The following is a 25,149-nucleotide window of genomic DNA, read 5'->3' on the forward strand; positions in this document are numbered from 1 at the left end:
TACCCGATCAGAACGCATCCTTCGCCGCGCGGTGCCGTGCCAGTTCCTCCGCCGACCGGCTGCGCAGGAACGGATTGGTCGCCAGCTCCGCGCCGATCGTCGTCGGCACGGTCGGCTCGCCCTTGGCCCTGAGCGCTTCGACCGCCGCCATCCGCTCGACGATGGCGGCATTGTCCGGCTCGGCCGACAGCGCATAGCGGCCGTTGGATAGGGTATATTCGTGCCCGCAATAGACCCGCGTATCGGCCGGCAACTCGGCATAGCGCCGCATATTGCCGAACATCTCCGCCGCCGTCCCTTCGAACAACCGGCCGCAGCCCATGGCGAACAGGGTGTCGCCGCTGAACAGCACGGCGTCGTCGGCAAAGTGGAACGCGACATGGCCCGCGGTATGCCCCGGCACCGCCCAGACGGTGGCGGCATGCTCCCCGACCGACAGCATCGCGCCCTCGCCCACGCCATTGTCCATGTCGGCGATCTTCGCCCGCTCCGCCTCCGGCCCGGTCACCGTGGCCCCCGTCGCCGCCTTGATCGCCGCATTGCCGCCGACATGATCGGGATGCCAGTGGGTGTTCCAGATGGCGGTGATCGTCCAGCCCCGCGCTGCGGCGGCATCCAGCACCGGCTGCGCCGCGCCCGGATCGATCGCCACCGTCTCGCCGCTCGCCGCGTCGTGCAGCAGCCACGCATAATTGTCGGACAGCACCGGAATCTGGACGATCTCCATCACCACGTCCCGGTGTTCGGCATCGATGCCCAGGGTTCGGCGGCGGGAAGCGACCCGTCCTGCAACAGCTCGATCGAAATGCCGTCGGGCGTCTTTACGAACGCCATGTGTCCGTCGCGCGGCGGACGGTTGATCGTGACGCCGGCGTCCATCAGCGTCTGGCAGGTCGCGTAGATATCGTCGACCCGGAAGGCGAGATGCCCGAAATTGCGCCCGCCGGCATAGGGTTCGGGGTCCCAATTATGGGTCAGCTCGACCTCGGCCACGCCCTCCTGCCCCGGCGCGGCGAGGAAGATCAGCGTGAATCGGCCCTTTTCGTTGTCCATGCGGCGAACCTCTTTCAGGCCCAGCATGTCGAAAAAGGCGATGGTCGCATCCGGGTCGGTCACCCGGATCATGGTGTGGAGATAGCGGGTCATGTACGGCTCCCATGTGCGTTGACCCGGCATATCGGGTCAGCACCGGGACACCGCAACCGCCATCAGGCAGGCGGCAGCGTGTCGAGCGCGGCGTCCGCCGCCTTGGCCTGCGCACTGTCCGGGGCTAGCCGCTGCACCGCCTCGAACGCCGCCCGGGCGCCCTTGGTATCGCCCGACAGGCCGGCGATATTGCCCGCCTCCAGCTGGACCGACGGATCGTCCGCCGACCGCCGCAGCGCCTCGGCAATGTCCGCCTTCGCCCGCGTCAGGTCGCCCATCCGCCGCGCCAGCGTCGCCGACAACAGCCAGGCGAGCGGATCGGCCGGCGCATCCTTCAGCGCCCGGTCGAGATCGCCGCGCGCACCGGGCAGGTCGCCCCCCGCCACACGCACCCGCGCCCGATCAAGCTGTGCCTCACCCCGTGCAAGGCCGGTCAGCGCCCCGCTGGCCAACGCAGCATCCAGCGCGGTTCCGGCTCCGGCGGTATCGCCATCGGCCAGCCGGGCATTGCCCGCCTGCGCCCAATAGTTCGCGGCGCGGGCGTCCTTCGCCACCTCCGCCTCGCGCGCCGCCTGCTCGAACGCTTCCGCCGCCGCGGTCCATTTCTGCCGCGTGGCATAGCTCATCCCAAGGCACTGGCGCGCCAGGAACCCACCCCCGACCAGCCGCCATTGCCCGGCGATCTTCTCCGCCTGCTCGGGCGCGGTCGTCGCGGCATCGACGCACTGATCATAGCGCGCTTCGGGCGTGGCACCCACAGGCAATTGCGGCCCGGCGGCGGCCTGGAGCGCGAGGAACAGCAGCGGGGAGAACATCAGGCCAGTACATCCTCGATGGCGCGCAGGATCAGCGCGATATCGCCATCACGCGACAGGCGATGGTCGCCATCCTTGACGAGAACAGTCTGCACATCGGCTGAACGGAGGCGCGAGGCGAGGTGGACGGTGCGCTCCCACGGCACATCGGCATCGCGCTGCCCCTGCACCAGCCGCACCGGCGCATCGATCGGCAGCTCGCTGTGCATCACCCGGTTGGCCTCGCCCGACGACCAGAAGGCGCGGGTGAACACGGTCGGCGTATCGGCATAGGGCGACGGCCGCTCGATCCGTCCTTCCGTCAGCAGCGCCATCTTCTCCGCCTGCGAAAAGCCCCAGTCGGTGAAGTCGGGGGCCGGCGCGATCCCCACCAGCCCGGCGATCCGCTCCGGCCGGGCACGGGCGGCGAGCAGCGCGATCCAGCCGCCCATCGACGATCCGACCGGCACTACCGGGCCTTCGATGGCGTGATCGATCATCGCCAGCGCATCGTCGACCCAGCCGGCCAGCGTCTGCGCCTCGAACGCACCGGGGCTTTCGCCGCACCCGGCATAATCGAACCGCAGGAACGCCCGCCCCCTCTCTCGCGCCCATGCCTCGATCGCCAGCGCCTTGGTCCCGCTCATGTCGGACGCATAGCCCGGCAGGAACAGGATGGTCGGGCCGGTGCCGGGCGTGTGGCGATAGGCGAGCGGGCGGGAGTCGGTCATGGGGCCTACATGCCACGCCCCTCCCGCGAGCGACAAGGCGTCAGCGCAGCGCGCGCAGATGCGTCCGTACCAGCCGGCCCGATTCGGTCAGCTCGGCCTCGCTCCATCCCGACAGGCCCTGCGTCGCCGGTTTGAGGATTGCGGACGCCTCGTCCTTGTTCGCGACCGACCAGTTCAGATAGCTGATGCCGTGCTTCGCGCACCACTCCCACCAGGTCCGCGTCTCGGTCGCGTCGATCGGTGCGTCGCCATTGGCGGCGGTCGTGCCATATTCGGTGACGAACAGCGCGATGCCGCGCTGCATCGCCGTCTCCGCCTTGGACCGCAACTCGCCCTTATGCGTCGCGGCGTAGAAGTGCAGTGTATAGGCGACATTGGCGAAGGGCAGCGGATCGGCGGCGGCTTCGTCCACGTCCTGCGACCAGCTGCGCGTGCCCGCCACCACGAACGCCCCCGGATCGATCGCCCGGATCGCGCCGATCACTTTGGCGTGATAGGGCTTCAGCACGGTCGCCCAGCCATGTTCGGGCAGCGGCTCGTTATAGGTTTCGTAGATCAGGTTCGGCACGCCGCGATATTTGGTCGCGATATGGCTGAAGAAGCGCACCGCATCGTCGGGCCGCGGCTGATGCGCGTGCCAGTCGACCACGACATAGATACCGTGCGCGATCGCCGCGTCGATCACCGCCTCGGCCCGCTTCGTCTCCGCCTCGGGCTGCGTATCATAGCCGCCCTGCTGCCCGCCGATCGCGGCGCGCACCGCCGTTACGCGCCAATCGCGCACCAGCCACGCGATCGTCGCCGGATCATAATAGCGCGGCTGCCACTGGCTCCAGAACAGCGACATGCCATGGACCGCATAGGGCTTGCCCTGCGCATCGACCACGCGATTGCCCTTCACCGCCAGCCGGCCATGCGCCGCCACCGGCGATCCGGCAGGCGCCGCCGCCGGCAGGCCCCAGGCCACCGGTGCCAGCAACAACGCGATCAGCAGCAACCACCAGCGACGCATCCGACCTCTCCCCATCGATTCTTCGGGGAAAGTGTCGCCCGCCGTCAACGCTGTCAACAATCGAGCAGGGTTCAGTCGGCCGCCGGTTGCCCCGTGGCGGCCTGCGCCGGTTGCTCGAGCGCAACCTCCGCCCGCGCCTGTTCCTTGCGCCGGCGCAGATTCTGCCGCAGCGCCTGTGCCAGCCGTGCCTTGCGTTCCGCTTCGCTCATCGCGACTTTCTACGCAATTCGCCCGCAATATGGCAACGGCCGCTTGACATCACCGCGAATGCCTGCACATAGGCCCCTCCCGCCGCCGAGGGGTTTCCCCCCGGCTCGGAGTGCTGCCGTAGCTCAGTGGTAGAGCGCATCCTTGGTAAGGCTGAGGTCGTGAGTTCAATCCTCACCGGCAGCACCAGTTTCTAGCAGAAATCGATACCCGATCCCCCTGGGGGACCGCCACGCCGTTTGGAGCGTGGCGCCTGCGCCTATCCCTCGACCTGGTCGAGATAGGCGCCATAGCCTTCGGCCTCCATCGCTTCGCGGGGCACGAAGCGCAGCGCCGCCGAATTGATGCAGTAGCGCAGGCCACCGCGGTCGCGCGGACCGTCGGGAAAGACATGCCCCAGATGGCTGTCCCCGCCGGCCGAGCGGACCTCGGTGCGGACCATGCCGTGCGTCGTGTCGCGCAGCTCGGCGACATTGGCCGGTTCGATCGGCTTGGTGAAGCTCGGCCAGCCGCAATGCGAATCGAACTTGTCGGCCGATGCGAACAGCGGTTCGCCCGACACGATGTCGACATAGATGCCGGGCCGCTTTTCGTGGAGATATTCGCCGGTGCCCGGCCGCTCGGTGCCGCTTTGCTGCGTCACATAGAATTGCTCGGGCGTCAGGCGGGCGAGCGCCTCTTCGGTCTTGCGATACTCGGTCATGGTTTGCGTTCCTTCGTTACCGTAAAGATGGGGTGCGGGCCGACCGACGCAACCGGATCAGAAAAGCTCGGCCAGGAACCCCTGCACCGATTCCCACGACCGGCGATCGGCATCGGCGTCATAGGCCATGCCCTTTTCCGGCGCGGCGGCCTGCGTCCTCGTAAAGGCATGCATGGCGCGGCCATGGGCATGGAGCTGCCAGTCGGCGTCACGCGCACCCATTTCCTCGGCAAAGGCCAGCACCTTGTCCGGCGCCGCCATCGGATCGCGCCAGCCATGTTCGACCAGCACCTTGGCCGCGATCGGTCCGTCGCCGCCCAGATCGTTGCCATCGAGCATCCCGTGCAGGCTCACCACGCCGAGCACCCCGTCAGCGCCGCCGCGCGCGAGGTCGAGGACACACAGCCCGCCGAAGCAATAGCCGATTGCCGCGATCCGCGACGCATCGACCCGGTCCAGCGTCGCGGCAAAGGCCACCCCCGCGCGCATCCGCTGCAACAACGCGGCGCGGTCCGACAGGAGCGGGTTGATGAGGTGGCTGTTGTCGCCGCCCGGATTGCCCTTTACGTCCTTGCCGAACATGTCGATGGCGATCCCGACATAGCCGAGGTCGGCCAGCCGCTCGGCAACCTTGTGCTCGCCGTCGCCGCGTCCCGCCCATTGATGGACGACCAGCACGGCCGGTGCCTTGTCCTGACCGGCGGGAAAGGCGATGCCGGCCTGCAATACCGTGTCGCCATCGTGATAATCGAACTGCTCTATCGTCATTCGCCTGCTCCGGTTCCGGGGGTTGTCGCCTGAACGGTCGGTACCGACAGGGGTTGCGCTCGCCCCTGCACGCTTCCTACCCTAGCACGGCACGGGCAGGCGTCCGGTGGCGATGGCAGGAGCGTATCGATGGGCAGGATGATGGGGATGCTGGCGACGATCGCCTTTGCCGCGACGGCACAGGCGCAGGAGACGCCCGCGACGCTCGGCGCGTCGAACCATGCGGTCGACGTCGCCATCGCCCCGCCTGGCGGGTCGCCGACCTTCGCCGACGAGTTTTCGGGCAAGCGGATCGATCCGGCAAACTGGCGCTTCGACACCAGCCGCAACCGTGCCGGATGGTATAACAACGAACGTCAATATTATGCGCCGGCCAACACCCCGGCCAACGCCCGTGTCGAAAAGGGCGCGCTGGTGATCGAGGCGCGCCGCGAAACGCCCAAGGGGCCCGATGCCGGCGGGCAGGCCTATACCTCCGCCCGGATCGTTTCGACGCGGCCGATGGGCTATGGCTTCTACGATATCCGCGCCAAGCTGCCGTGCGGGCGCGGCATCTGGCCGGCGCTATGGATGCTGCCGCCCAACGGCACTTGGCCGGCGGGGGGCGAAATCGACATTCTCGAACTGGTGGGATACGAACCCGGCCTCGTCCATGCGACGCTGCACAGCGCCGCCTTCAACCATGCGCGGGGAACGCAGCGCGGCGGATCGTTGAAGATGCGGACCGCCTGCGGCGAATGGCATCGCTATCAGCTCGACTGGAAACCGGATTCGATCACCATCGGGGTGGACGGTCGCGGCTATATGCGGGTCGACAACGACCAGCCCGGTGGGCAGGCGGCATGGCCGTTCGACCGGCCGTTCAACCTGATCATGAACGTCGCGGTCGGGGGCGACTGGGGCGGGAAGATGGGGATCGACGACACCCGTTTCCCCCAGTCGATGAAGGTCGATTACGTCCGCTACTGGCAATATCGCTGAAGCGGCACGACCTCGCCGCACGCCGGAATGAAGTCCACCGCGCGCGTCAGCGGCACCCCGGCCCGCAGCGCGCGCAGCGTGGCGATCGGTCCGCCATGCGCGACGACCAGTACCGACGCGACCCGGGGCAGCGCGTCCCACGCCGCCGCTACCCGGTCGGCGATGTCGCGCCCGGTTTCGCCACCGCCGGGGCGATAGGCTTCCGGATCGGTCATCATGCGGTCAATCTCGGCGCCGCTTTCCCGCCAGATCGCGTCCCAGCGCCGCCCCTCCCAATAGCCGAAATCGCGTTCCAGCCAGCGGGGATCGGCGGTCGCCGGCACGCACCGCGCCTGCTCGACCATCGCCGCCAGCCGGGCGGTGCGCTGCGCACCCGAATGGACGACCGCATCGACCGGCGGCAGATCCGCGACGATCCGCCGCGCCATCGCCCAGCCGTCGCGGCTCCACCCCATGTTCGACCGGCCATAGCAGCGCCCGCGCCATGCCGTCGCGACCGGCGGGTGGCGCAGCAGCAGCACCTTCACCGCGCCGCCACCGTCAGCAGCAGTGCCAATTGTCCCATCGCCGCCGCAAAGCCCAGGCAGTCGCCGGTGCTCCCGCCGATCCGCCGCATCAGGAAGCGCGCCAGCCACCCCAGCATCGCCGCCATCGCCACCAGCGCGGCGACCACCGCTCCCGGCGCCAGCCACAGGATCGGCACCAGGCCCGGCAGCGCCAGCAGCCCCGCCAGCATCAGCCGCCCGCCCGGCATCCGCCCGGCCCGCACCGCCATGCCCGCACCGCTGCCGACCGGCGCAAGCATCGCCGCCAGCGTCACCGCGCACAGCCGGCCCGCCGTCGCTGCGCCGACGATCGCCGCCATCGCCAGCATCGGCGGCAGCGCGACCATCGCGGCAAGGCGCAGCAGCACCACCAGCCCCAAGCCCAGCGCGCCATAGCTGCCGATCCGGCTGTCCTTCATGATCGTCAACGCGCGGTCGCCGCTCGCAACGCCGCCGAACGCGTCGCAGAAATCGGCGACCGCGTCCTCGTGAAACGCACCGGTCAGCAGCGCCTCGACCATCAGCGCCACGATCGCGGCGATCATCGGCGGCCATAGCCCTTGCGCCAGCACGAAGGTCACGCCGGTCGCCGCACCGATCAGCGACCCGACCGGCGGCAGCCACGCCATCGCCCGCGCCAATCCGACGCCCGCCTGTTCCGCCGTCAGCCGCGCCAGCCACGGCACCGGCAACCGGGTCAGAAACTGCACCGCCAGCAGCGGCGGCGCCCAGCGCGGGCACTCAGTCGGCACGATCCGCCCCGATTTGGTCGAGCCGTACGACATCGTTCAACAACGCCGCCGCCGCGTCGAGCAGCGGCAGGGCCACGAGCGCTCCGCTCCCCTCGCCCAGCCGCATCTCCCAGTCGAGCACCGGCGTCAGCCCGAGCGCCGCAAGCGCCGCGCCATGGCCGGGTTCGGCGGAGCGATGCCCGGCGATCATCGCCCTGACGCTGCCGGGGGCGAGCCGTTCGGCGATCAGCGCGGCGGCGGTCGCGACATAGCCGTCGAGCAGCAGCGTCGCCCCGCGCCGCGCGCCGGTCGCGTAGAAACCGGCCATCGCCGCGATCTCATAGCCGGCGACCGACGCGATAGCCTCGCGCAGATCGCCAACCCCCGCCGCCCTCGCCACGGCGGATGCCACGATGCGACGCTTGGTCGCCAGCACGGCATCGTCCGCCCCCGCACCGCGCCCGACCGCCGCATCGGGATCCAGAGCGGTCAGCAACGCCGTCAGGCAGGCGGCTGGCGTCGTGTTGCCGATGCCCATTTCGCCCGCGATCAACAGTGTGACCCCCGCATCGATCGCCGCATCCGCCTCCGCCGCCCCGACCGCCCACGCCGCGTCGAACTGCGCGACGGACAGCGCCGGTCCGGTGCCAAGCGGCGCGCTACCATCGCCGATACGCGCGTCGCGGAAGAAGTCGGGACCGGCAACGCGCGGCCCCATCATCCCCACATCGACCAGCCGCAACGGGCAGTCGGCGGCAGCGGCCAGCGCGTTGCTGGTCGCGCGTCCCGACAAGATGGTCGCCACCATCATCTGCGTGACCTCGGACGGCCAGGCGGACACTCCCTCACCGGCACAGCCATGGTCGCCGGCGAACAGCACGATGCGGCGCGGTGCGGTGCGCGCATCGATCCGTCCCTGGGTCAGCACCAGTTCGGTTGCCAGCGCCTCCAGCCGCCCCATCGCCCCGCGCGGCTTGGCGAGCGCGTCCAGATGCGCGCGAATCTCGTCGATCATAGGGCCTCCCCGGCAATGTCCAGCAATGCGTCGATATCGAGCGCGGTTTCCAGCGCCCGCGCCACCCCGTCGAGCGCGGCATCGATGGCGTCGCGCCGGTCGAGCGGGTCGCTGCGCGCGCCGATCCGCGCGAGCAGGCCGGCCCGCGCGGCGGGCGCATCGAACAGGCCATGAACGTAGCAACCGGCAATCTGCCCGTCGCGCGCGACCGCGCCATCGGGCGTGCCATCGGCGAAATGCAGCAGCGGCGGCGTACCCGGTGCGACGGTCGTCACGCCGGCATGAATTTCATAGCCGGCAAAGGCCGCTCCGTCCGCCAGCGTGCCGGTGACCGGCCGCGTCGTCTTGGCGCCCGCGATCACCGTATCGATCGGCAGCAGCCCCAGCCCGGCGACCTGTCCCGCCGGTCCCTCGATCCCGTCCGGATCGGCGATGCCGGTGCCGAGCATCTGGTATCCGCCGCAGATACCCATCACCTGCCCGCCACGCCGGACATGGGCGGCAAGGTCGATATCCCAGCCCTGTTCGCGCAGGAAAGCGAGGTCCGCGATCGTCGCCTTCGTCCCCGGCAGGATCACCAGGGACGCATCGCCCGGCAACGGCCGGCCCGGCGGGATCATCCGCAACCGCACCGCCGGATCATGGGCAAGGGCATCGAAATCGTCGAAATTGGCGATGCGCGACAGCATCGGCACCGCGATCAGCGGCCCGTCGCCCGCTTCGCCCCCACGTCCCAGCGCCACCGCATCCTCGGCCGGCAGGCGCGCGGCATCGGGCAGCCATGGCACCAGCCCGATATCGCGCCAGCCGGTACGCGCCACGATCTCCGCCCTGCCATCCTCGAACAGCGCCGGATCGCCCCGGAACTTGTTGACCACAAATCCGCGGATCATCGCCGCATCGGCCCGATCGATCACCGCCTGCGTGCCGACCAGCGCCGCAATTACCCCGCCGCGATCGATATCGCCCGCCAGCACCACCGGCACTCCGGCAGCCCGCGCAAAGCCCATATTGGCGATATCGCCCGCGCGCAGATTGATCTCGGCGGGCGATCCCGCACCCTCGACCACCACGATATCCGCCTCGCCGGACAGGCGGCGATAGGCCGCCAGCACCTCGGCCAGCAATTCGGGTCGCCGCCGCCGATAGTCGCCCGCCGCCATCACCCCGGCCACGCGTCCGCCAACCACCAGCTGCGACGTGCGGTCGCTTTGCGGCTTCAGCAGCACCGGGTTCATGTCGGTCGTCGGCGGCACGCGGCACGCCATCGCCTGCAACGCCTGCGCCCGACCGATCTCACCACCATCCGCACAAACGGCGGCGTTGTTCGACATGTTCTGCGCCTTGAACGGGCGCACCCGCAACCCCCGGTCGGTCAGCAGCCGGCACAGCCCGGCGACCAGCACCGACTTGCCGACATCCGATCCGGTCCCCTGGAGCATCACCGCGCCCAAGCGACGATCCCGACCAGCATCCACAGCAACAGGCAGGCGGTGCGATAGATGCCAAGCGCCCGCGTCAGGTCGGCCGCATGCGGCGGCGGCCCATCGCCCAGCACCGCGCGTTGCGCCGGCTCGCCGTCATAGCTGACCGCCCCGCCCAACCGCCGTCCCAGCGCGCCGGCCATTGCCGCCTCCGGCCAACCGCCATTGGGTGAGGCATGGCGGGGGGCGTCGCGCCGCATCTCCCGCCAGCCACCGTGTCCGGCCAGCGCGATCAGCGCGCCTGCAACCCGTGCGGGCACAAAATTGACGACATCGTCGGCCCGCGCCGCCGCCCATCCGAACGCGCGCAGCTCGGGCGTGCGATGCCCGACCATCGAGTCCGCCGTATTGATCCCCTTCACCGCGAACAGCCCCGGCAGCCCGAACAGCAACAGGCCCAGCGCCGGTGCGACCACGCCATCGCAGAAACTTTCCGCAAGGCTCTCGATCGCCGCCGTCGCGACGCCTGCCTCGTCCAGCGTGGCGGTATCGCGCCCGACGATCATCGCCACCGCCTGCCGTGCCGCGCCCAGATCGCCCGCCGCCAACGGCCGCGCCACCGCCGCGACATGATCGTGCAGGCTGCGCTGGGCGAGACCGGTCGTCGCGACCGCCACGCTGACGATCGTCCCCAGCCGCTCGATCGCCGATCCCAGTAGGACCGACAACCCGACGAGCAATACGACCAGCGCAATCCCCTCGGCACGACGCCGCCGGTTCCAGCGCCGCTCGAACGAATCGATCAGCGCGCCGACGCCCATGACCGGATGCCACCAGCGCCGCGGATAGCCGAGCGCCGCCTCGACGATCAGCGCCGCCAGCGCGATCACCGCGCGACCGGAAATATGTAGCGATGCCCCTGCGGCGTGCGGCCGATCTCGACATCGATGCCATAGGCTTCGGCGATGGCCGGCGCGGTCAGCACCGCATCCGCCTCCCCCGCCGCAACGATCCGCCCGTCCTTCAACAGCACCGCGTCGTCCGCCACCCGCGCCGCCAGATGCAGGTCGTGCAGCACCAGCACCACGCCGCGCCCGCCCGCCGCCACCCCGCGCAACCGCGCCAGCACGTCCAGCTGGTGCGCGGGGTCGAGGCTGGCAAGCGGTTCGTCCGCCAGCAGCCAGTCGGGTTCTCCCGCCAGCACCCGCGCCAGCAGCGCCCGCCCCCGCTCGCCCCCCGACAGCCGCTCGACGCCCCGATCAGCGAGGTCGGTCATGTCGGTCGCCGCCAGCGCCGCCTTCACCGCATCGCGATCGGCCTGCGTCTCGCCCCAGCGCCCGCGATGCGCGAACCGCCCGAGGCCCACCAGGGTACGCACGTCGATGTCCCAGTGCACATCGGCCGCTTGCGGCAACAGCCCGATCGCTTGCGCCCGCGCGCGCCGGTCGATCGCTTGCACATCCTCGCCGCCCAGCCGTGCCGCACCCGCATCCGGACGGCGCAGCGCGGCGAGGCAGGCGAGCAGGCTCGACTTCCCCGCGCCGTTCGCCCCCAGCAGCGCGGTCACCCGCCCCTGCCGGAACGCGAACGACACCTGATCGAGCACGCGGTTGCTGCCCAATGTCAGCGAAATCGCATCGGCCACCAGATCGGTCATGCCAGCCTCCGCCGCATCGCGATCAACAGGTACAGGAAGAACGGCCCGCCCAGCATCGACATGGCGATACCGAGCCGCAGTTCGCTGACGGTCGGGGCCAGCCGCACGAGGCTGTCGGCAAAGGTCAGCAACACCGCCCCGGCAAGCGCGGAGGGCAGCAGGATCGCCGAGGGCCGGTTGCCCGCCAGCGGCCGGACGAGATGCGGCACGATCAGCCCGACGAACCCGATGATGCCCGCCGACGCCACCGACGCCCCGACGGTCAACGCGACGCCGAGGATGACCAGCCGTTGCAGCCGCGCCGGATCGACACCCATCGATCGTGCCGCCGCCTCGCCCAGCGTCAGCGCGTCGAGCGACCGCGCGGTCATCGCCAGCACCCCCATGCCCAGCGCGATCAGCGGTGCGGCAACCACCACATCGTCCCAGCTGCGGTCGGTCAGCGCGCCCAGCAGCCACGTCACGATCGATGACGATACGAACGGCGTCGGCGCAAGGCTGATCGCGAGCGACGTCAGCGACCCGGTAATGCTGGTGAGGATCATGCCGCCCAGCGTGAACAGGATCAGGCTGCCCGACCGTCCGGCGATCAGCGCCAGCAACGTCATCGTCACGCCAGCGCCGACCAGCGCGAAGCCCGGCAGCAGCCACATCTGCGCGGCATAGCCGAAATACAGCGCCAGCACCGCGCCGAACGCCGCGCCCGACGACACGCCGAACAGTCCCGGATCGGCCAGCGGATTGCGCAGATAGCCCTGCATCACCGCCCCCGACAGGCCGAGCGCCGCCCCGACCAGCAACGCCAGCACGGTGCGCGGCAGGCGCAACTCCACGATGATGATCGAGCGCGGATCGTCGGCGGTCCACGCGTCGAGCGGCACCCACACCTTGCCCGCCGCTACCGACAGCGCGACGGCGATCAGCAGCAGGACGATCAGGCCGAGGGTCAATCGCTTCATGACGTGACTGCCCCGCGCACCTGCCGCAACCGCGCCATCGCCGCGATGATCGTCGGCCCGCCGCAATTCATCAGCCGCGTCGGATAGGGGGCGACTTTGATATGCTGCGCCAGCCGCCGCACCGCCGGATGACCGGTCATCCGGTCGTCCTGCACGCCCGCCGGCGCGGTCGACAGCAGCACGCGCGGCGGGTTGGCGACGAGATATTCGAGCGGCAGCACGTCCCATTGCTTGAGGCCATAGGCCGCGCTCATGTTGCGGAAACCGGCACGCTTGAGCAGGTCGTCGGTCAGCGTGCCCGCCCCGGGCACCAGTCCGTTCCCCTGCCACACCAGCGCGCCGACCGGCGCCACCCGCGCCGGGGTCGCGGCGGCTGCGATCCGTGCCGCCAGCGCTTCGCCCCGCGCCGCATGGCCGGTCGCGGCGGCGATGGCGCGGACTTGCTCCATGCTTTCCGGCACCGATTCCGCCACCGGATATTGCACCAGCGCGATCTTCAGCCGCTTGAGCGCAGCGATCGTCGCAGGTTCGACATGGGGGCCGGCAAGGACGATGTCGGGCCGCAGCGCGACGACCTCTTCCGCCGTGCCCGACGTCGCCTTGAACCGGTTCGACCAGCTAAGCGGCACCGAGGTTGCGCGGATATCCTGCGAATAATGGCTGATACCGACGATCTGCGCCGGATCGGCGACACGGGCCAGCACCGCATCGACGCACGGATTGATCGACACCACGCGGGGAAGGCGCGGCGCCGCCGACACCAGCCCCGGCGCGGCCAGCAGCAAGGCAGCGAGGCGGATCAATATTCGACGCCCTTCTGCGCCTTGAACCCGGCATGATAGGGGTGCTTCACCTCGCCGAATTCGGTGACGAGGTCGGCCAGTTCGAGCAGTTCGGGCTTCGCATTGCGGCCGGTGATGCAGATATGCTTGGTCAGCGGCCGGTCCTTCAGGAACGCGACGATTTCGGCGATCGGCAGGGTGTCGTCGCGCAGCACGATGTTCAACTCGTCGAGGATCACGAAGTCGATCGCGGGGTCGAGGATCATCTCTTTCGAGCGTTCCCATGCGGCGCGGGCGGCGGCGATGTCCTGCGCGCGGTCCTGCGTTTCCCAGGTGAAGCCCTCGCCCATCACCTCGAAGCTCGCCAGGTCGGGATGCGCGTCGAAGAAGTTGCGCTCGCCCGTCTCCCACTTGCCCTTCACATATTGCAGGATCGCGACCTTCATCCCCCATCCGATGCTGCGGATTGCCATGCCGAACGCGCTGGACGACTTGCCCTTGCCGTTGCCGGTATGGACGATCAGCAGCCCGCGTTCGAGCGTGCGGCGCGCCTGCATCTTTTCGCGCGCCACCGCCATGCGCTGCATCCGCGCATTGTGCTTCGCATAATCGTCGGGGGTCTCGGTCATCGAACATACTCCGCAAGGGCGGTGGTCAGACGGGCCAGCGCCGCGCCATCGGGCGGCAGGCCGATGCGCAACCGATCCGCCCGGTCGGCGAACGGGCGGGTCAGGATGGCATGGTTGCACAGGTGACGAAACAGCGCATGGGCGTCGGCCGTGCCGATCAGCCGGAACAGCGGCGCGGTCCCGACAAGCTCGAAGCGCGACAGGGCGAAGTCGAGCAGCGCGCCGACCGTCTCGATCCGCTCGACCTGCCCCTCACGCCATGCCGTGTCGCGATAGGCAGCGGTGCCGACCGCAATCGCGGGCGTCGACACCGGCCAGTCGCCCAGCAAATGCCGAAGCGCGCCGGTGACGCGGGGTCCGGCGATGACGAAGCCCAGCCGCACGCCGGGCAGGCCATAGAATTTGCCGAACGACCGCAGCACGACCAGCCGGTCGGATGCCTCACCGCACAGACCGGGCGCGGGGTCGGCATAGGCTTCGTCGACGACCACCGTCATCCGCTGCGCCAATGCCCGCAGCGTCGCGGCCGGCGTCACGCGTCCGTCGGGATTGGCGGGCGACGCCAGCACCAGCAGATCGGCATCGCCCGGATCGGCGAACGCCGCGACACATCGCGCCTCACCCCATGCGGCAAGATGCCCGGCATAGCCCGGCCGCACCACCGCCGGCCGCTCGGCTGCCAGCACCACCGCCAGCAGCCGCAGCGCAAGGTCGGTGCCCGGCACCGCCACCACCTGCGCCGGATCGACGACGTCGAACGCCTGCGCCGCCGCCGCCTCCAGCGCCGCCAGTTCGCCCGGCTCGGGCAGCCGGGTCAGCCCCGGATCGAGGCTGTCGACCGGATAGGCCCAGGGCGCGATCCCGGTCGACAGGTCGATCCAGTCGTCCCCGCCGAACGCACGCGCAGCAGCGGCGACCCGGCCGCCATGCGCGCAGAATTCGGCGAGGCTTTCCATCAGTAACGGACCCGCACGCCGCCATAGGCGGCACGGCCCGGCGTGCCATACTGGAAGATGGTCTGATAGCGTTCGTCGAACAGATTCTCGACCCGGCCATAGACCTCGACCCGCTCCGTGATCGGCAACGCCGCGCGCAGGTCGGTCAGGACATAGCCGTCCAGCCGGCGGGTGTTCGACGCATTGTCGAAACTGTCGCCGACCATGGTGACGGTCGCCCCGGTCGACAGGCCGAACGCCCAGCGATAGTCCGCATTGACGGTCAGGCTGTCCGCCGGGCGCCGCTGCAGCTTGCGCCCGAAATTGGCAGTCCCGGCCGAGCGGTTCTGCGCATCCAGATAGGTATAGGCGGCGGCGACGGTGAACGCCTCGACGGGTTTCAGCTTCAGCGCGAATTCCAGCCCCTTCGCCTCGGCGCGCTGGATATTGTCATAGGTGCCGAACGGCCGCCCGGCGCAGATGCCGGTGCCGTTGGCGGGGCAGGAGATGAACGCGATCAGGTCCTTCGACGTGCGGTCGAACCAGGTCGCGCTCGCCTCGACAGCACCGTCCAGCCCACGCTGGGTGATGCCGGCGTCCCAGCCGTGCGAGCGTTCCGGGGTCAGCAGCGCGTTGCCGTATTCGCTCTGCAGCTGGTACAACGTCGGCGCCTTGAACCCTTCCGAATAGCTGGCGCGTAGCAGCGTATTGCCGCCGTTCGGCGACCAGACACCGCTGCCCGAAAACACCGTCGCTCCGCCGAACACATTATGATCGTCATGGCGCACGCCCCCGGTCAGCGTGAGGTTTTCGATCGGCGTCACCGCCAGCTGGCCATAGACCCCGAAGAGGCGCGCACGACCGGTCGTCGCCGGCCCGCCGAAGCTCGCCGTGGTGAAGCGCGACACTTCACGTTCCACGCCGAAGGTCGCGAAGACGGCGTCGGTGACGTCGAACGATCCCTGATAGTCGAGCCGGTCGTTGCGCCCTTTGCCCCGGAAGGTTTCGGTCGGCGTGCCGTCGGGATCGGTGTTGGTGCGGTTGCTCGACGTATGGGCATAGCCGATGCGGTTGCGGAACCGCCCGTCGAACAGCGCGGCGTTCAGCCCGGTATAGCCGGTCCATTGCTCCGCGTTCCCGACCTCGCGGGTATCGCCGAAGCTGAACGTGGGCGCCGGAAAGCCGTCGATCTCGGTCCGGCCGTTCGAATAGAAGCCGCGCACATCGACCGAGACATTGTCGGCCAGCGCCACCGCGACGCTGCCGTTCGCGCCATAGTTGCGATAGCCGTCCTTTTCGCGTCCCGGCGCATAGGCCGAAATGCCGTCGGTGGTAAAGAACCCGCCGCCCAGGCTTGCCGATACCGCCCCCGACTTGCCCGACACGTTGGCAAAGGCCTGCCCGGTGCCGAACGATCCACCTTCCGCGCGGGCGTTGATCGCCAGTTCTTCGGTCGGCTGCCGGGTAATCAGGTTGACGACGCCGCCGATCGCCTGGCTGCCCCACAACACCGACTGCGCACCGCGCAGCACTTCGATGCGAGCGATGTTGCCGATCAGCAGATTGCCGAAGTTGAAGCCGCCGCCGGGCGACGACGGGTCGTTGAGCTTCACGCCATCGATCAGCGCGACGGTCTGATCGCTGTCGGCGCCGCGGATGTTGACGCTGGTCGTCGTGCCGATACCGCCATTGCGGGTGACGGTGACGCCGGGCGTCTGGCGCAGCAGGTCGGACACGACCACCGCCTGCCGGGTTTCGATGGTCGCGGTGTCGAGCACGGTGACCGCCTGCCCCACGGTATCGACCGGGCGTGCCTCGCGGTTCGCGGTGACGACGATCTCGTCATCGCCGTCCGCCACGCGTTCGAGGCCGGTGGTCGACTGGGCGCTCTGCGCGAAACTCGGGGTCGCTGCCAACAGGCAGGGCAGCAACAGGAAACGGGTCTTCATTCGGGTAATCCCCCTTGGCATCAAACAAGGGGACGCGCGGCGCGGGCGCCGGAACAGGCTGTTCTCCGCACGCACGACCCCCAAACGACGTCGTCACGCGAGGAAACCCTCGATCGCCCGGCACACCCCGTCCGCGCGAAGGACAACCGCGACGGGCAGGTCTCCTGGCTCGCGGGTCATCGCCTTGCCCGGCCTTCCCGGACCTTGGGTCCAGTGGCACACGGGGGAGCAAGGCTCGCCGGTCACAGTTGCGGGGGCAGCCCCGGATGGCGCGTCGCAAACGCGCTTCCGGGTTCCCTTTTCATCCCATTTCTGGGAACCTGTCGCATCCGCGCCCTTAGAGCGCATCGGGGCACAGGACAAGATGGCGACGACAACCCTGTTCGTGGGCGGCGCGCGCTCGGGCAAGAGCCGGCTGGCGCAGACGACGATGGAAGCGCTGCCGAGACCATGGACCTATCTCGCCACGGCGGAGGCGTGGGACGCGGAGATGGCCGACCGCATCACCCGCCACCGCGCGGATCGCGGACCCGGCTGGCGCACGGTCGAATGTCCGCTCGACCTGCCGCAGGCGATTGGTGCGGCTACGGGGCCGGTGCTCGTCGATTGCCTGACCTTGTGGCTGACCAATGTGATGCTGGGCGGGCATGACGTCGCGCGGCATAGCGCCGAGCTGATCGCGGCGATCGGCGCGGCGCGGCACCCGCTGATGCTGGTCAGCAACGAAGTGGGCCTGGGCATCGTGCCCGACCATCCGCTGGGCCGCGCGTTTCGCGACGAGGCGGGGCGGCTCAACCAGGCGGTGGCGGCGGCGGTCGACCGATGCTGGTTCGTGGTGGCGGGGATGGTGCTACCGCTCGCCTCCTTCTCCCCCGAAAACTGATCGTACCCCCGCGCAGGCGGGGGTCCAGAGCCAATAGCGCGCCGCCCGGTTACCCTGGATCCCCGCCTGCGCGGGGATACGTCATTGTTCCTTCACGACATTCCGCAACGGCGTCCACGCCACTTCGTACCGCGCATTATCCACCGGCCCGCTCGGCGCACGACCGTCGAACATGTTGTGGAGATACTGCATCCCCTGCCACGCCGGAAACACCTGGTCGCGCGCCGGGAACAGCCGTCGCGTCACCCCGATCATCCGCTCCAGCGCGCCGAGCGACCCGGCGCGCAACAGGCCATAGGGCTTGCCCGTCACCTCCCCCATCAACGCCGCCAGATCGCGCGCGCTGACCTCGGCGCCGGCGATCTGCAGGTTGCGCGGCGCGGCGGGGTCGAGTGCGGCGGCGGCGGTATAGGCCGCCACATCGTCCTTGGTCGTCAGCGCGAACTTCACGTCCGCGTCGCCCCAGTACAGCACGCGCCGCACCCGCCGCTGGATCAACGGCATCTGCCCGTTCAGCATGTCCGCGAACGCGCCGTTGAAGATCGACGTGGCCAGGATCGGCGCGGTGTCGATCCGCGTACGGAACGCGCGACGCAGGTCGAAATTGCGGTTCTTGCCGGTCGGCAACGCGCGATAGTCGATCGAAAAGTCCGACGGGATGAACCGCGCCGCCCCACCGCCCAGCGCCGCGTCGAGCAGCTTCGTCTGGGTATCGAGGATCGTCTCGCCCAGCCCGTTCAGCGCCGACACGACGCACACCACCCCGCGACAGGCATGGGCCAGCGCCTGCGCATCGTCGAAATCCACGGGGCAGGGATCGGCGCCGATGCTCGCCAGCGCGGCGATCCGGCCGGCCGCGGTGCTGGGGCGGACCAGCGCACGCACCTTCGCCCCGCGCGCGACCGCGGCTTTCGCGATCCGCCCGCCCAAATCGCCGGTCGCGCCCGCGACGATGATCGTGTCCATGTTCGTCCCCGTTGCCCTGTCACCGGCGAACTGCCGAGCCTGTCGTGCGTTCCCGCTGACCGTAACGCAAGAGGGTGGCCATATGACCGAAGCGATCGCCGGGCCGCGCTGTCCGATCTGCGGCAACGACCGCTGGCACGACCGCGCGCTGCCGGAATGCACCCATTGCGGTCTGGTGGTCGCCACTCTCGCTTTCGACGCCGCGACGCTACGCGACGCTATCGCCGAAAGCCTGCGCGATGGCACACCGGAACGGGGCTTCGCGCTCGCCCCCCATGCCCGGCGCAACGCCGCCTGGGCGCTCGGACTGGTCGACGGCGAACCCGCCACGCCATGTCCGCATGCCGTAACGCTCGGCATGATCGCCCGCGCGAGGGAAGCGGATGCGACCGCCGCGATGCTGACGGATTTGCGGCCGCATTTTCCCCGCCCGATCGTCCTGCTCGACGGCACGCCGGACGATGCGGCATCGCTCGCGCAGGCGGTGCCGTGGGCGCAGGTCCACGCCCATCCGCTGAACGGCGACTTCGCGGCACAGCGCAACCGGGTGCAGGCGCTGGCGGACGGCTGGGTGCTACAACTCGACAGCGACGAGACGCCCGATGCTGCGCTGCTGGCCGCGCTCGGCTGGTTGACAGAAGCGGCGGATCGGGACGGGCTGTGGGCGCTGGGGCTGCCGCGCCGCAACTTGGTCGATGGCGCGCAATCCGCGCTGTGGCCCGACATCCAATATCGCCTGACCCGCGCGCACATCCGCTTCGCCGGCACCGTGCACGAACGCCCGGTCGTGCCGTTCGAACGCACGTCGCTGGCGCTGGCCGGGGCGATCGACCATCACCTCGTCCGCGCCCGCGTGATCGAACGCTCGCGGGTCTATGAGGCCATGTCGGCCGGCGCCGGACGCCCCGGCGACGAAGCCGCGCTGCTGCGCCCGTTCACCGCCGCGACATAAGCGGCGGTCGTCTCCCCGGCCAAGCCGGCGCGGGTGAAGCGTCCCGCCGCCACCCGCGCCGCGGTCGATAACGCCTGCCGCAGATCGTCGTCGCGCAGCATCCGCCGCAAGATCGCGCCCAGCGCGTCCGCGGTGCAGTCGTCTGCCAGCAACCCCGCGCCGCTGCCGCCGACGAACAGCCGCGCACTCGGGTCTTCGCCACATGCCGCGATCGGCCGGCCAAAGGTCATCGCCTCCTGATAGACCAGCCCGAAACTCTCGTAGCGCGACGGCGCGACGACGATATCGGCCCCGGCAAGCGACGCATGCAGCATGTCGTCCTCGACCCGGTGATAGCTGTCGATCCGTTTGAGCGCCGCCGGCGGTAACCGATCGAGTTCCTGCCGGTGCAGCCCGATCATCGTCAGCCGGAAGTCGGGCAGCGTGCCGGCATCCGCCTCCGCCGCCAGTGCCGGCAGCGCGCCGATCAGCGCATCGGTCCCCTTGCGCGGTTCGTTGCGCCCGACGAACAACAGCCGCAGCACGTCGTTGCCCGGCGGATAGGGCGCCGCCCGCCCCGCATCGACGATCGCCGGCGGCAGGCTGAGGCCGATCACCGCATGGCCCGGCCCCGGCGGCTGCGTGCCATAGAGTGCGGCGACCTTGGCACCATGCGCCTCGGTATTGGAGATCAGCCCCGCCGACGCCCGCGCCGACAATGCCTCCAGCGTCACCGCCGCCCAGCGGTCGATCCGGTCGCGCAGCGTCCGTGGCTTCGCCGCGCTGGTCGCGACCGGCGTCGAATTGCGCGTCACCAGCGGTGCCGGCCCGGTCAGCGCGACCCACAGGCCCGGCGCATACCAGTTGGTCGCCTCGATCACGTCGAACGGCCGCTCGGCATGGAGCCGCCGCACCGTCCGCGCGACCATCGCCGGGCCGCAGAGATGGCCGATGCCGGGCCAGCGCCGCAGCCGGGCGAACCACCCGTCCTCGGCCGCACCGATCACTTCCACGCCATCGCTGCTGCTGCGGCCCGTCCGGTCCATCGTGACGACGCGCACGTCATGCCCCGCTTCGGCCAGCGCATGGGCGATTTCGCACGCGGCGCGCGACAGGCCGCTCTTTTCGGGCGGATAGGCCCAGGTCAGCAGCCCGATCCTCATGCGCCCGCTCCCGATGCGAGGGCGATCCGTTGCCGGTAGAGCGTCACATAATCCTCCGCCATGCGTGTCGCGGTGAAGCGTTCCTCGAACCGTGCGCGCACCCGCGCCCGGTCGATCGTGTCGATCTTCGCCAGCGCGGCGACCGCCTCTTCCTCCGTCTTCACGATGAAGCCGGTCACGCCTGGCTCGACCACCTCGCGCACGCTGCCGCGATCCCACGCGATCACCGGCGTCCCGCAGGCCATCGCCTCGATCATCACCAGCCCGAACGGTTCGGGCCAGTCGATCGGGAAGAGCAGCGCCGCCGCCTCGCCCAGCAGCGCCTGTTTCGCGCGGTCGTCGACCTCACCGACATGGATCGCATCGTCGCCCAGCAGCGGCGCGACCCGCTCCTCGAAATAACGTGGATTGCCGACATCGATCCCGCCTGCCAGCCGGATCGGCCGCCCGGCGGCGCGGGCCACGCGGATCGCGACGTCGGGCCGCTTCTGATCGGTCATCCGGCCGATGAAAACGACGCCTTCCCCGCCCGGTCCGGCCACGAACCGGTCGGCCGGAATGCCGTGATGCACGACGCCCGCCCGATTGGCGCGCGGCAGGTCACGGGCCTGCGCCTGCGAGATCGCCGCGACCGGCAATTCGGGAAAGCTGTGGAAGAATAACTTGCGGTCCAGCTCGTCGAGCCGCCAGTGCACTGTCGTCAGGCTGCGCCCGATCCGGTCGCCCAGCACCGCGGCATGGGCGAATTCGCCATGGCAATGAACGATGTCGAACTCGGTCAGATGTTGCGCCAGCAGCCCCAGCTGCGCCGCCTCCAGCGCGGCAGGAACGCCCGGTGCGACCGGGCCGTGATACGCCTCCAGCGCCGACAGGCTGGGATGCGCCGACAGGTGCCGCGCGGTGGTCACGCTGTCGCTGGGCGCGATCAGCGTCACGTCATGGCCCATCGCCATCAGCGCCTCGGTCAGGTCGGACACGACCCGTTCGGTGCCCCCGGTACCGCGCGGCGGCGTGGGGTAGATGACCGGGGCGATCTGCGCGATGCGAAGCGGGGATACCATCGCCCACCGGAACAAAGCCAAGCGGCAACGGTTCCTGTCAGGGCGGCAATAAGTCCGCGTTTTTCAACGGGAAAGTTCCGTAATGTTCATCCTCCACCTCGCCCTGCAGGGATGTCTTCGCGCGCGTGAGGTGGAATATGGAGTGACGGCGGATACCGGCGGCCATATCCGCTACCTCCTCGATCTGGTTGCCGCGACTGGCGGGCATCCAGGCATTACCCGGACCGAAATCGTCACCAGAGCCTTTCGTGGCGGGCCGCTGGGCGAAGGCTATTGGCGCGAAAGCGAGTTTATCGACGATACGACGCGCATCGTCCGCTTGCGCTCGGCCAGCGACGCCTATCTGCCGAAGGAAGCGCTGTGGACGGAGACCGACAGCTTCGTCGACGCACTGGTCGCGCATATCGCGGCGCTCGACCGCCGTCCCGACCTGATCCACGCCCATTATGCCGATGCCGGCGCGGTGGCGGCGGCGGTCAAGGCGCGGCTCGGCATTCCCTATATCTTCACCGCCCATTCGCTGGGCCGCGTCAAGCAGGTGGCGTTCGGCACCGACTGCGCCGAAACCGCCGGCCTCGAACGCCGCATCGCAATCGAGGATCATGCCATCGCCCATGCCGATGCGATCATCGCCTCCTCGCGCGACGAGGCGGAGGTGCAATATGCCGGCTATCCCAGCTACGATCCCGGCCGCATCCGCATCATCCCGCCGGGCAGCGACCTCGGGCTGTTCGCCGGTAACTGCACCGACGCGCTGGTCGATGCGCGGATCGACCGCTTCCTCGCCGACCCCTCCAAGCCCGTCATCCTCGCGCTGGCCCGCCCGGTCAGCAAGAAGAACCTCGCCGCGCTCGTCCATGCCTATGGCCGCTGCCCGGCGCTACAGACCGCCGCGAACCTCGTCATCGTGGCCGGCACGCGCGACGATCCGCGCAGCCTCGAACCCGAACTGGCTGGCAACATGGCCGAGCTGTTCGCGCTGATCGACCGCTACGACCTCTACGGATCGGTCGCGATTCCCAAGACCCACGCCCCGCACGAAGTCCCCGCCATCTACGCCCATGCCCGGGCCAAGCGCGGCATCTTCGTCAATCCGGCGCTCAACGAACCCTTCGGGCTGACCCTGCTGGAAGCGGCGGCGTCGGGACTGCCGCTGGTCGCGACCGACAGCGGCGGGCCGAACGACATCATCGAAGGCTGCAACAACGGCATCCTCGTCGACCCGCGCGACCCGCATGCCATCGGGCAGGCGATGTTGAAGATCCTGTCCGACGATGCGCTATGGGACACCTATTCGCACGCCGGCGCAACGGCGGCCGAGCTGTACGACTGGGACGGCCATGTCGCGCGCTATGCCGAACTGGCGGCGGCGGTGATCGCGCCGCCGGCTCCGGCGATCGAGACGCCACGCCTGCTGCTCGTCTCCGATATCGACAACACGCTGTTGGGTGAAACCGAGGCGGCGCAGGCGTTCAACCTGTGGCACGGCGACCAGCACGACATGCTGTTCGGCATCGCCACCGGGCGCAGCCTGCACAGCGCACTGGCGATCCTCGCGCAGAACCAGGTCGCACCGCCCGCCGTCATGATCACCTCGGTCGGATCGGAAATCTACCACCGCATCCATGGCGGCGTGTACGCCCGCGACGATGCGTGGACCGCGATCATCGACGCCGGCTGGGATCGTGCCGCCATCGCCGCCCTGCTGGCCGAACAGGGCGAGCTGCGCCCGCAAAGCCCGCTCGAACAGCGCAGCCACAAATTGAGCTATTTCACCGGTGGCGAACCCGACATTGCCGAACGTATCCGCGACCTGCTGGCCGGCGCTGGCTTCGCCGCATCGGTGATCCACAGCCATGGCCGCTATCTCGACATCTTGCCCTTGGCCGCGTCGAAGGGGACGGCGGTCGATTATGTCCGCCGCCGCGCGCAGATGCGCCGTGATCAGGTGATCGTCGCGGGCGACAGCGGCAACGATGTCGAAATGCTGCGCGCCTGCGCCCATGCGATCATCGTCGGCAATTATTCCGACGGCCTGGCGCAGCGTCCCGACCTCGCCCACAGCTATGTCGCCCGGCGCGGCTATGCGTTCGGGATCATGGAGGGAGTCGCCCATTTCCGCGGGCAACCGGCACAGCGTCTGTCGGCGTGATCTCGGTCTGCACGCTGGTGCGCGGGCGGACCGCGCAACTGGCGAATCTGTTGTGGGGCATCGCCGCACAGACGCGCAAGCCCGACGAGCTGGTCATCGCCTATATGCAGCCGCAAGCGCCCGCCGGCCTGCCCGACCCCGGCGTACCGGTGCGGGAGGTGTTCGTGCCGGGAGACCCGATGCCGCTGGCCGAAGCGCGCAACGCCGCCGCTGCGACCGCGCGGGGCGAGCGGCTGATCTTCCTCGACGTCGATTGCGTGCCCTCGCCGACCTTGGTCGAACGCTACGACCAGGCATTGGACACCGCGCCCGGCGTCTATCTGGGCGAGGTGCGCTATCTGCCGCCCGGCCCCTTCGATCCGGCGAAGGGCGTCCGCCACCCGGCCAAGCCGGCGCTGTCCGACGACGAAACCCGCCCCGTCCCCAGCCATGGCGAGCTATGGGGCCTGTCCTTCGCCCTGCCCCGTTCGGCATGGGACGCGGCAGGCGGCATGGACACCGGTTATGTCGGCTATGGCGGCGAGGAAACGGATTTCGCCTGGCGGCTGGCAGCCGCCGGCATCCCGATGGCGTGGGTCGGCGGCGCGGTGGCGTTTCACCAGCATCACCCCGTCCACATCCCGCCGCTCCACCAGTTCGACGCGATCCTGCGCAACGCCACCCGCTTCCGCGCGCGCTGGGGGCGGTGGTGCATGGATTATTGGCTGGGCCAGTTCGCACAGGCTGGACTGATCCGGTGGAGCGCCGACAGCGACACGATCGACCGCCTGCGCGCGCCGACGCTGGCGGAAATCGCCGCCAGCCGGCGTGAGGATGCGCTGTTCAGCTAGTTACCTCTCCGTCACCCTCCCTTCTTCGTACCCCCGCGCAGGCGGGGGTCCAGGGTAACGAAGCGCGGCGCTTGAGGCTCTGGACCCCCGCCTGCGCGGGGGTACGGCCATGCTTGAACGAGCCGATAATTCTCCATCAAATCTGCACAACCCCTCCCTTCGCGATCCATATCGCCCTGCGATACCCTCCGGCAG

At 69.6% G+C, this 25,149-nt stretch carries 27 protein-coding genes, 1 tRNA gene and 1 riboswitch; of the genes, 6 read left to right on the top strand and 22 right to left on the bottom strand.

Features of this window, described 5'->3' with window-relative positions:
• Positions 1-7: 7 nt before the first annotated feature.
• The 6 genes from gloB to AVT10_RS18595 form a co-directional block, all read right to left on the bottom strand.
• Positions 8-727, bottom strand: a complete 720-nt coding sequence (gene gloB, locus AVT10_RS12585) for a hydroxyacylglutathione hydrolase (RefSeq protein ID WP_157092772.1) — start codon at positions 725-727, stop codon at positions 8-10.
• Complete coding sequence (locus tag AVT10_RS12590) at positions 727-1,146, bottom strand: VOC family protein (protein ID WP_066691957.1); 420 nt, start codon at positions 1,144-1,146, stop codon at positions 727-729. Before AVT10_RS12590 ends, gloB begins: the two co-directional genes overlap by 1 nt.
• 62 nt (positions 1,147-1,208) lie before the next feature.
• A complete protein-coding gene (locus tag AVT10_RS12595; RefSeq protein WP_066691960.1) occupies positions 1,209-1,961 on the bottom strand; it encodes a tetratricopeptide repeat protein in 753 nt (250 codons plus the stop codon).
• A complete protein-coding gene (locus AVT10_RS12600; protein ID WP_066691961.1) occupies positions 1,961-2,671 on the bottom strand; it encodes an alpha/beta hydrolase in 711 nt (236 codons plus the stop codon). The genes AVT10_RS12595 and AVT10_RS12600 overlap by 1 nt, the downstream gene beginning before the upstream one ends.
• A 40-nt stretch (positions 2,672-2,711) precedes the next feature.
• A complete protein-coding gene (locus AVT10_RS12605) occupies positions 2,712-3,683 on the bottom strand; it encodes a glycoside hydrolase family 5 protein (RefSeq protein WP_066691963.1) in 972 nt (323 codons plus the stop codon).
• A gap of 71 nt (positions 3,684-3,754) precedes the next feature.
• The gene (locus AVT10_RS18595) at positions 3,755-3,892 is read right to left on the bottom strand and encodes a hypothetical protein (protein WP_198158586.1); all 138 of its coding nucleotides are present in this window, start codon (positions 3,890-3,892) and stop codon (positions 3,755-3,757) included.
• Positions 3,893-4,004: 112 nt separating this feature from the next.
• Between AVT10_RS18595 and AVT10_RS12610 the strand changes: the two genes are divergently transcribed.
• Positions 4,005-4,079: transfer RNA gene (locus tag AVT10_RS12610), tRNA-Thr, on the top strand.
• A gap of 70 nt (positions 4,080-4,149) precedes the next feature.
• On the opposite strand, the gene msrB is transcribed toward AVT10_RS12610, so the two are convergent.
• Together msrB and AVT10_RS12620 are read right to left on the bottom strand one after the other, a co-directional pair.
• Positions 4,150-4,593, bottom strand: coding sequence for a peptide-methionine (R)-S-oxide reductase MsrB (gene msrB / locus AVT10_RS12615; protein ID WP_066691967.1), 444 nt, complete (start codon positions 4,591-4,593; stop codon positions 4,150-4,152).
• Positions 4,594-4,650: 57 nt separating this feature from the next.
• Positions 4,651-5,361 carry a dienelactone hydrolase family protein gene (locus AVT10_RS12620; protein WP_066691970.1) on the bottom strand — a complete coding sequence of 237 codons (711 nt, stop codon included), beginning with the start codon at positions 5,359-5,361 and terminating at the stop codon, positions 4,651-4,653.
• 129 nt (positions 5,362-5,490) lie between these two features.
• On the opposite strand from AVT10_RS12620, the gene AVT10_RS12625 reads away from it, so the two are divergent.
• Positions 5,491-6,342: a glycoside hydrolase family 16 protein gene (locus AVT10_RS12625; RefSeq protein ID WP_084401682.1), complete on the top strand. Its 852-nt coding sequence runs from the start codon at positions 5,491-5,493 to the stop codon at positions 6,340-6,342.
• On the opposite strand, the gene AVT10_RS12630 is transcribed toward AVT10_RS12625, so the two are convergent.
• From AVT10_RS12630 to AVT10_RS12680, 11 genes are read right to left on the bottom strand one after another with little or no spacing between them, the layout of a single operon-like run.
• Positions 6,324-6,869 carry a histidine phosphatase family protein gene (locus AVT10_RS12630; RefSeq protein WP_066691975.1) on the bottom strand — a complete coding sequence of 182 codons (546 nt, stop codon included), beginning with the start codon at positions 6,867-6,869 and terminating at the stop codon, positions 6,324-6,326. The two genes, AVT10_RS12625 and AVT10_RS12630, sit on opposite strands and share 19 nt — an antisense overlap.
• Entirely contained in the window at positions 6,866-7,672 is an 807-nt protein-coding gene (locus tag AVT10_RS12635; protein WP_066691978.1) for an adenosylcobinamide-GDP ribazoletransferase, read from the bottom strand. The genes AVT10_RS12630 and AVT10_RS12635 overlap by 4 nt, the downstream gene beginning before the upstream one ends.
• Positions 7,629-8,633, bottom strand: coding sequence for a nicotinate-nucleotide--dimethylbenzimidazole phosphoribosyltransferase (cobT, locus tag AVT10_RS12640; protein ID WP_066691981.1), 1,005 nt, complete (start codon positions 8,631-8,633; stop codon positions 7,629-7,631). The genes AVT10_RS12635 and cobT overlap by 44 nt, the downstream gene beginning before the upstream one ends.
• Positions 8,630-10,087, bottom strand: a complete 1,458-nt coding sequence (locus AVT10_RS12645) for a cobyric acid synthase (RefSeq protein WP_066691983.1) — start codon at positions 10,085-10,087, stop codon at positions 8,630-8,632. The genes cobT and AVT10_RS12645 overlap by 4 nt, the downstream gene beginning before the upstream one ends.
• On the bottom strand, positions 10,075-10,944 hold the full coding sequence (gene cbiB / locus AVT10_RS12650; protein ID WP_066692763.1) for an adenosylcobinamide-phosphate synthase CbiB: 870 nt from the start codon (positions 10,942-10,944) through the stop codon (positions 10,075-10,077). The genes AVT10_RS12645 and cbiB overlap by 13 nt, the downstream gene beginning before the upstream one ends.
• The gene (locus AVT10_RS12655) at positions 10,944-11,714 is read right to left on the bottom strand and encodes an ABC transporter ATP-binding protein (protein ID WP_066691986.1); all 771 of its coding nucleotides are present in this window, start codon (positions 11,712-11,714) and stop codon (positions 10,944-10,946) included. The genes cbiB and AVT10_RS12655 overlap by 1 nt, the downstream gene beginning before the upstream one ends.
• Positions 11,711-12,673 carry a FecCD family ABC transporter permease gene (locus AVT10_RS12660; RefSeq protein ID WP_066691988.1) on the bottom strand — a complete coding sequence of 321 codons (963 nt, stop codon included), beginning with the start codon at positions 12,671-12,673 and terminating at the stop codon, positions 11,711-11,713. The genes AVT10_RS12655 and AVT10_RS12660 overlap by 4 nt, the downstream gene beginning before the upstream one ends.
• Positions 12,670-13,476, bottom strand: a complete 807-nt coding sequence (locus AVT10_RS12665; RefSeq protein ID WP_066691990.1) for an ABC transporter substrate-binding protein — start codon at positions 13,474-13,476, stop codon at positions 12,670-12,672. The genes AVT10_RS12660 and AVT10_RS12665 overlap by 4 nt, the downstream gene beginning before the upstream one ends.
• Complete coding sequence (gene cobO / locus AVT10_RS12670; RefSeq protein WP_066691998.1) at positions 13,473-14,084, bottom strand: cob(I)yrinic acid a,c-diamide adenosyltransferase; 612 nt, start codon at positions 14,082-14,084, stop codon at positions 13,473-13,475. Before cobO ends, AVT10_RS12665 begins: the two co-directional genes overlap by 4 nt.
• Positions 14,081-15,040 (bottom strand): aminotransferase class I/II-fold pyridoxal phosphate-dependent enzyme, encoded by a 960-nt coding sequence (locus tag AVT10_RS12675; protein ID WP_066692001.1) that lies wholly within the window; start codon positions 15,038-15,040, stop codon positions 14,081-14,083. The genes cobO and AVT10_RS12675 overlap by 4 nt, the downstream gene beginning before the upstream one ends.
• Complete coding sequence (locus AVT10_RS12680) at positions 15,040-16,968, bottom strand: TonB-dependent receptor plug domain-containing protein (RefSeq protein ID WP_066692004.1); 1,929 nt, start codon at positions 16,966-16,968, stop codon at positions 15,040-15,042. The genes AVT10_RS12675 and AVT10_RS12680 overlap by 1 nt, the downstream gene beginning before the upstream one ends.
• A gap of 137 nt (positions 16,969-17,105) precedes the next feature.
• Positions 17,106-17,307: riboswitch (cobalamin riboswitch) on the bottom strand.
• Between the two features lie 25 nt (positions 17,308-17,332).
• Between AVT10_RS12680 and cobU the strand changes: the two genes are divergently transcribed.
• Complete coding sequence (gene cobU / locus AVT10_RS12685; RefSeq protein WP_066692007.1) at positions 17,333-17,851, top strand: bifunctional adenosylcobinamide kinase/adenosylcobinamide-phosphate guanylyltransferase; 519 nt, start codon at positions 17,333-17,335, stop codon at positions 17,849-17,851.
• 81 nt (positions 17,852-17,932) lie between these two features.
• Here cobU and AVT10_RS12690 read toward each other — a convergent pair whose 3' ends face one another.
• Positions 17,933-18,817, bottom strand: a complete 885-nt coding sequence (locus AVT10_RS12690) for an NmrA family NAD(P)-binding protein (RefSeq protein WP_066692009.1) — start codon at positions 18,815-18,817, stop codon at positions 17,933-17,935.
• Positions 18,818-18,899: 82 nt separating this feature from the next.
• Between AVT10_RS12690 and AVT10_RS12695 the strand changes: the two genes are divergently transcribed.
• Entirely contained in the window at positions 18,900-19,769 is an 870-nt protein-coding gene (locus AVT10_RS12695) for a hypothetical protein (RefSeq protein ID WP_066692011.1), read from the top strand.
• Here the strand turns inward: AVT10_RS12695 and AVT10_RS12700 are convergent.
• Both AVT10_RS12700 and AVT10_RS12705 read right to left on the bottom strand, forming a co-directional pair.
• A complete protein-coding gene (locus AVT10_RS12700; protein ID WP_084401684.1) occupies positions 19,691-20,911 on the bottom strand; it encodes a glycosyltransferase family 4 protein in 1,221 nt (406 codons plus the stop codon). The genes AVT10_RS12695 and AVT10_RS12700 overlap by 79 nt on opposite strands.
• Complete coding sequence (locus AVT10_RS12705; protein WP_066692013.1) at positions 20,908-21,972, bottom strand: glycosyltransferase family 4 protein; 1,065 nt, start codon at positions 21,970-21,972, stop codon at positions 20,908-20,910. Before AVT10_RS12705 ends, AVT10_RS12700 begins: the two co-directional genes overlap by 4 nt.
• Before the next feature lie 142 nt (positions 21,973-22,114).
• Here AVT10_RS12705 and AVT10_RS12710 point away from each other — a divergent pair, with 142 nt between their 5' ends.
• Positions 22,115-24,124 carry an HAD-IIB family hydrolase gene (locus AVT10_RS12710; protein WP_232308020.1) on the top strand — a complete coding sequence of 670 codons (2,010 nt, stop codon included), beginning with the start codon at positions 22,115-22,117 and terminating at the stop codon, positions 24,122-24,124.
• Positions 24,121-24,954, top strand: a complete 834-nt coding sequence (locus tag AVT10_RS12715) for a glycosyltransferase family 2 protein (RefSeq protein ID WP_198158587.1) — start codon at positions 24,121-24,123, stop codon at positions 24,952-24,954. The genes AVT10_RS12710 and AVT10_RS12715 overlap by 4 nt, the downstream gene beginning before the upstream one ends.
• Positions 24,955-25,149 lie beyond the last annotated feature (195 nt).

The organism is Sphingomonas hankookensis (assembly GCF_001619955.1).
Lineage (GTDB): Bacteria > Pseudomonadota > Alphaproteobacteria > Sphingomonadales > Sphingomonadaceae > Sphingomonas > Sphingomonas hankookensis_A.

Bases quoted from the DNA above. Each gene is read 5' to 3' on its own strand.
- AVT10_RS12705 (WP_066692013.1), bottom strand. From the start codon at position 21,972: ATGGTATCCCCGCTTCGCATCGCGCAGATCGCCCCGGTCATCTACCCC.
- AVT10_RS12600 (WP_066691961.1), bottom strand. From the start codon at position 2,671: ATGACCGACTCCCGCCCGCTCGCCTATCGCCACACGCCCGGCACCGGC.
- gloB (WP_157092772.1), bottom strand. From the start codon at position 727: ATGGAGATCGTCCAGATTCCGGTGCTGTCCGACAATTATGCGTGGCTG.
- AVT10_RS12690 (WP_066692009.1), bottom strand. From the start codon at position 18,817: ATGGACACGATCATCGTCGCGGGCGCGACCGGCGATTTGGGCGGGCGG.
- AVT10_RS12635 (WP_066691978.1), bottom strand. From the start codon at position 7,672: ATGTCGTACGGCTCGACCAAATCGGGGCGGATCGTGCCGACTGAGTGC.
- cobO (WP_066691998.1), bottom strand. From the start codon at position 14,084: ATGACCGAGACCCCCGACGATTATGCGAAGCACAATGCGCGGATGCAG.
- AVT10_RS12605 (WP_066691963.1), bottom strand. From the start codon at position 3,683: ATGCGTCGCTGGTGGTTGCTGCTGATCGCGTTGTTGCTGGCACCGGTG.
- AVT10_RS12595 (WP_066691960.1), bottom strand. From the start codon at position 1,961: ATGTTCTCCCCGCTGCTGTTCCTCGCGCTCCAGGCCGCCGCCGGGCCG.
- cobU (WP_066692007.1), top strand. From the start codon at position 17,333: ATGGCGACGACAACCCTGTTCGTGGGCGGCGCGCGCTCGGGCAAGAGC.
- AVT10_RS18595 (WP_198158586.1), bottom strand. From the start codon at position 3,892: ATGAGCGAAGCGGAACGCAAGGCACGGCTGGCACAGGCGCTGCGGCAG.
- AVT10_RS12695 (WP_066692011.1), top strand. From the start codon at position 18,900: ATGACCGAAGCGATCGCCGGGCCGCGCTGTCCGATCTGCGGCAACGAC.
- AVT10_RS12700 (WP_084401684.1), bottom strand. From the start codon at position 20,911: ATGAGGATCGGGCTGCTGACCTGGGCCTATCCGCCCGAAAAGAGCGGC.
- AVT10_RS12675 (WP_066692001.1), bottom strand. From the start codon at position 15,040: ATGGAAAGCCTCGCCGAATTCTGCGCGCATGGCGGCCGGGTCGCCGCT.
- msrB (WP_066691967.1), bottom strand. From the start codon at position 4,593: ATGACCGAGTATCGCAAGACCGAAGAGGCGCTCGCCCGCCTGACGCCC.
- AVT10_RS12620 (WP_066691970.1), bottom strand. From the start codon at position 5,361: ATGACGATAGAGCAGTTCGATTATCACGATGGCGACACGGTATTGCAG.
- AVT10_RS12655 (WP_066691986.1), bottom strand. From the start codon at position 11,714: ATGACCGATCTGGTGGCCGATGCGATTTCGCTGACATTGGGCAGCAAC.
- AVT10_RS12680 (WP_066692004.1), bottom strand. From the start codon at position 16,968: ATGAAGACCCGTTTCCTGTTGCTGCCCTGCCTGTTGGCAGCGACCCCG.
- AVT10_RS12660 (WP_066691988.1), bottom strand. From the start codon at position 12,673: ATGAAGCGATTGACCCTCGGCCTGATCGTCCTGCTGCTGATCGCCGTC.
- AVT10_RS12590 (WP_066691957.1), bottom strand. From the start codon at position 1,146: ATGACCCGCTATCTCCACACCATGATCCGGGTGACCGACCCGGATGCG.
- AVT10_RS12625 (WP_084401682.1), top strand. From the start codon at position 5,491: ATGGGCAGGATGATGGGGATGCTGGCGACGATCGCCTTTGCCGCGACG.
- cobT (WP_066691981.1), bottom strand. From the start codon at position 8,633: ATGATCGACGAGATTCGCGCGCATCTGGACGCGCTCGCCAAGCCGCGC.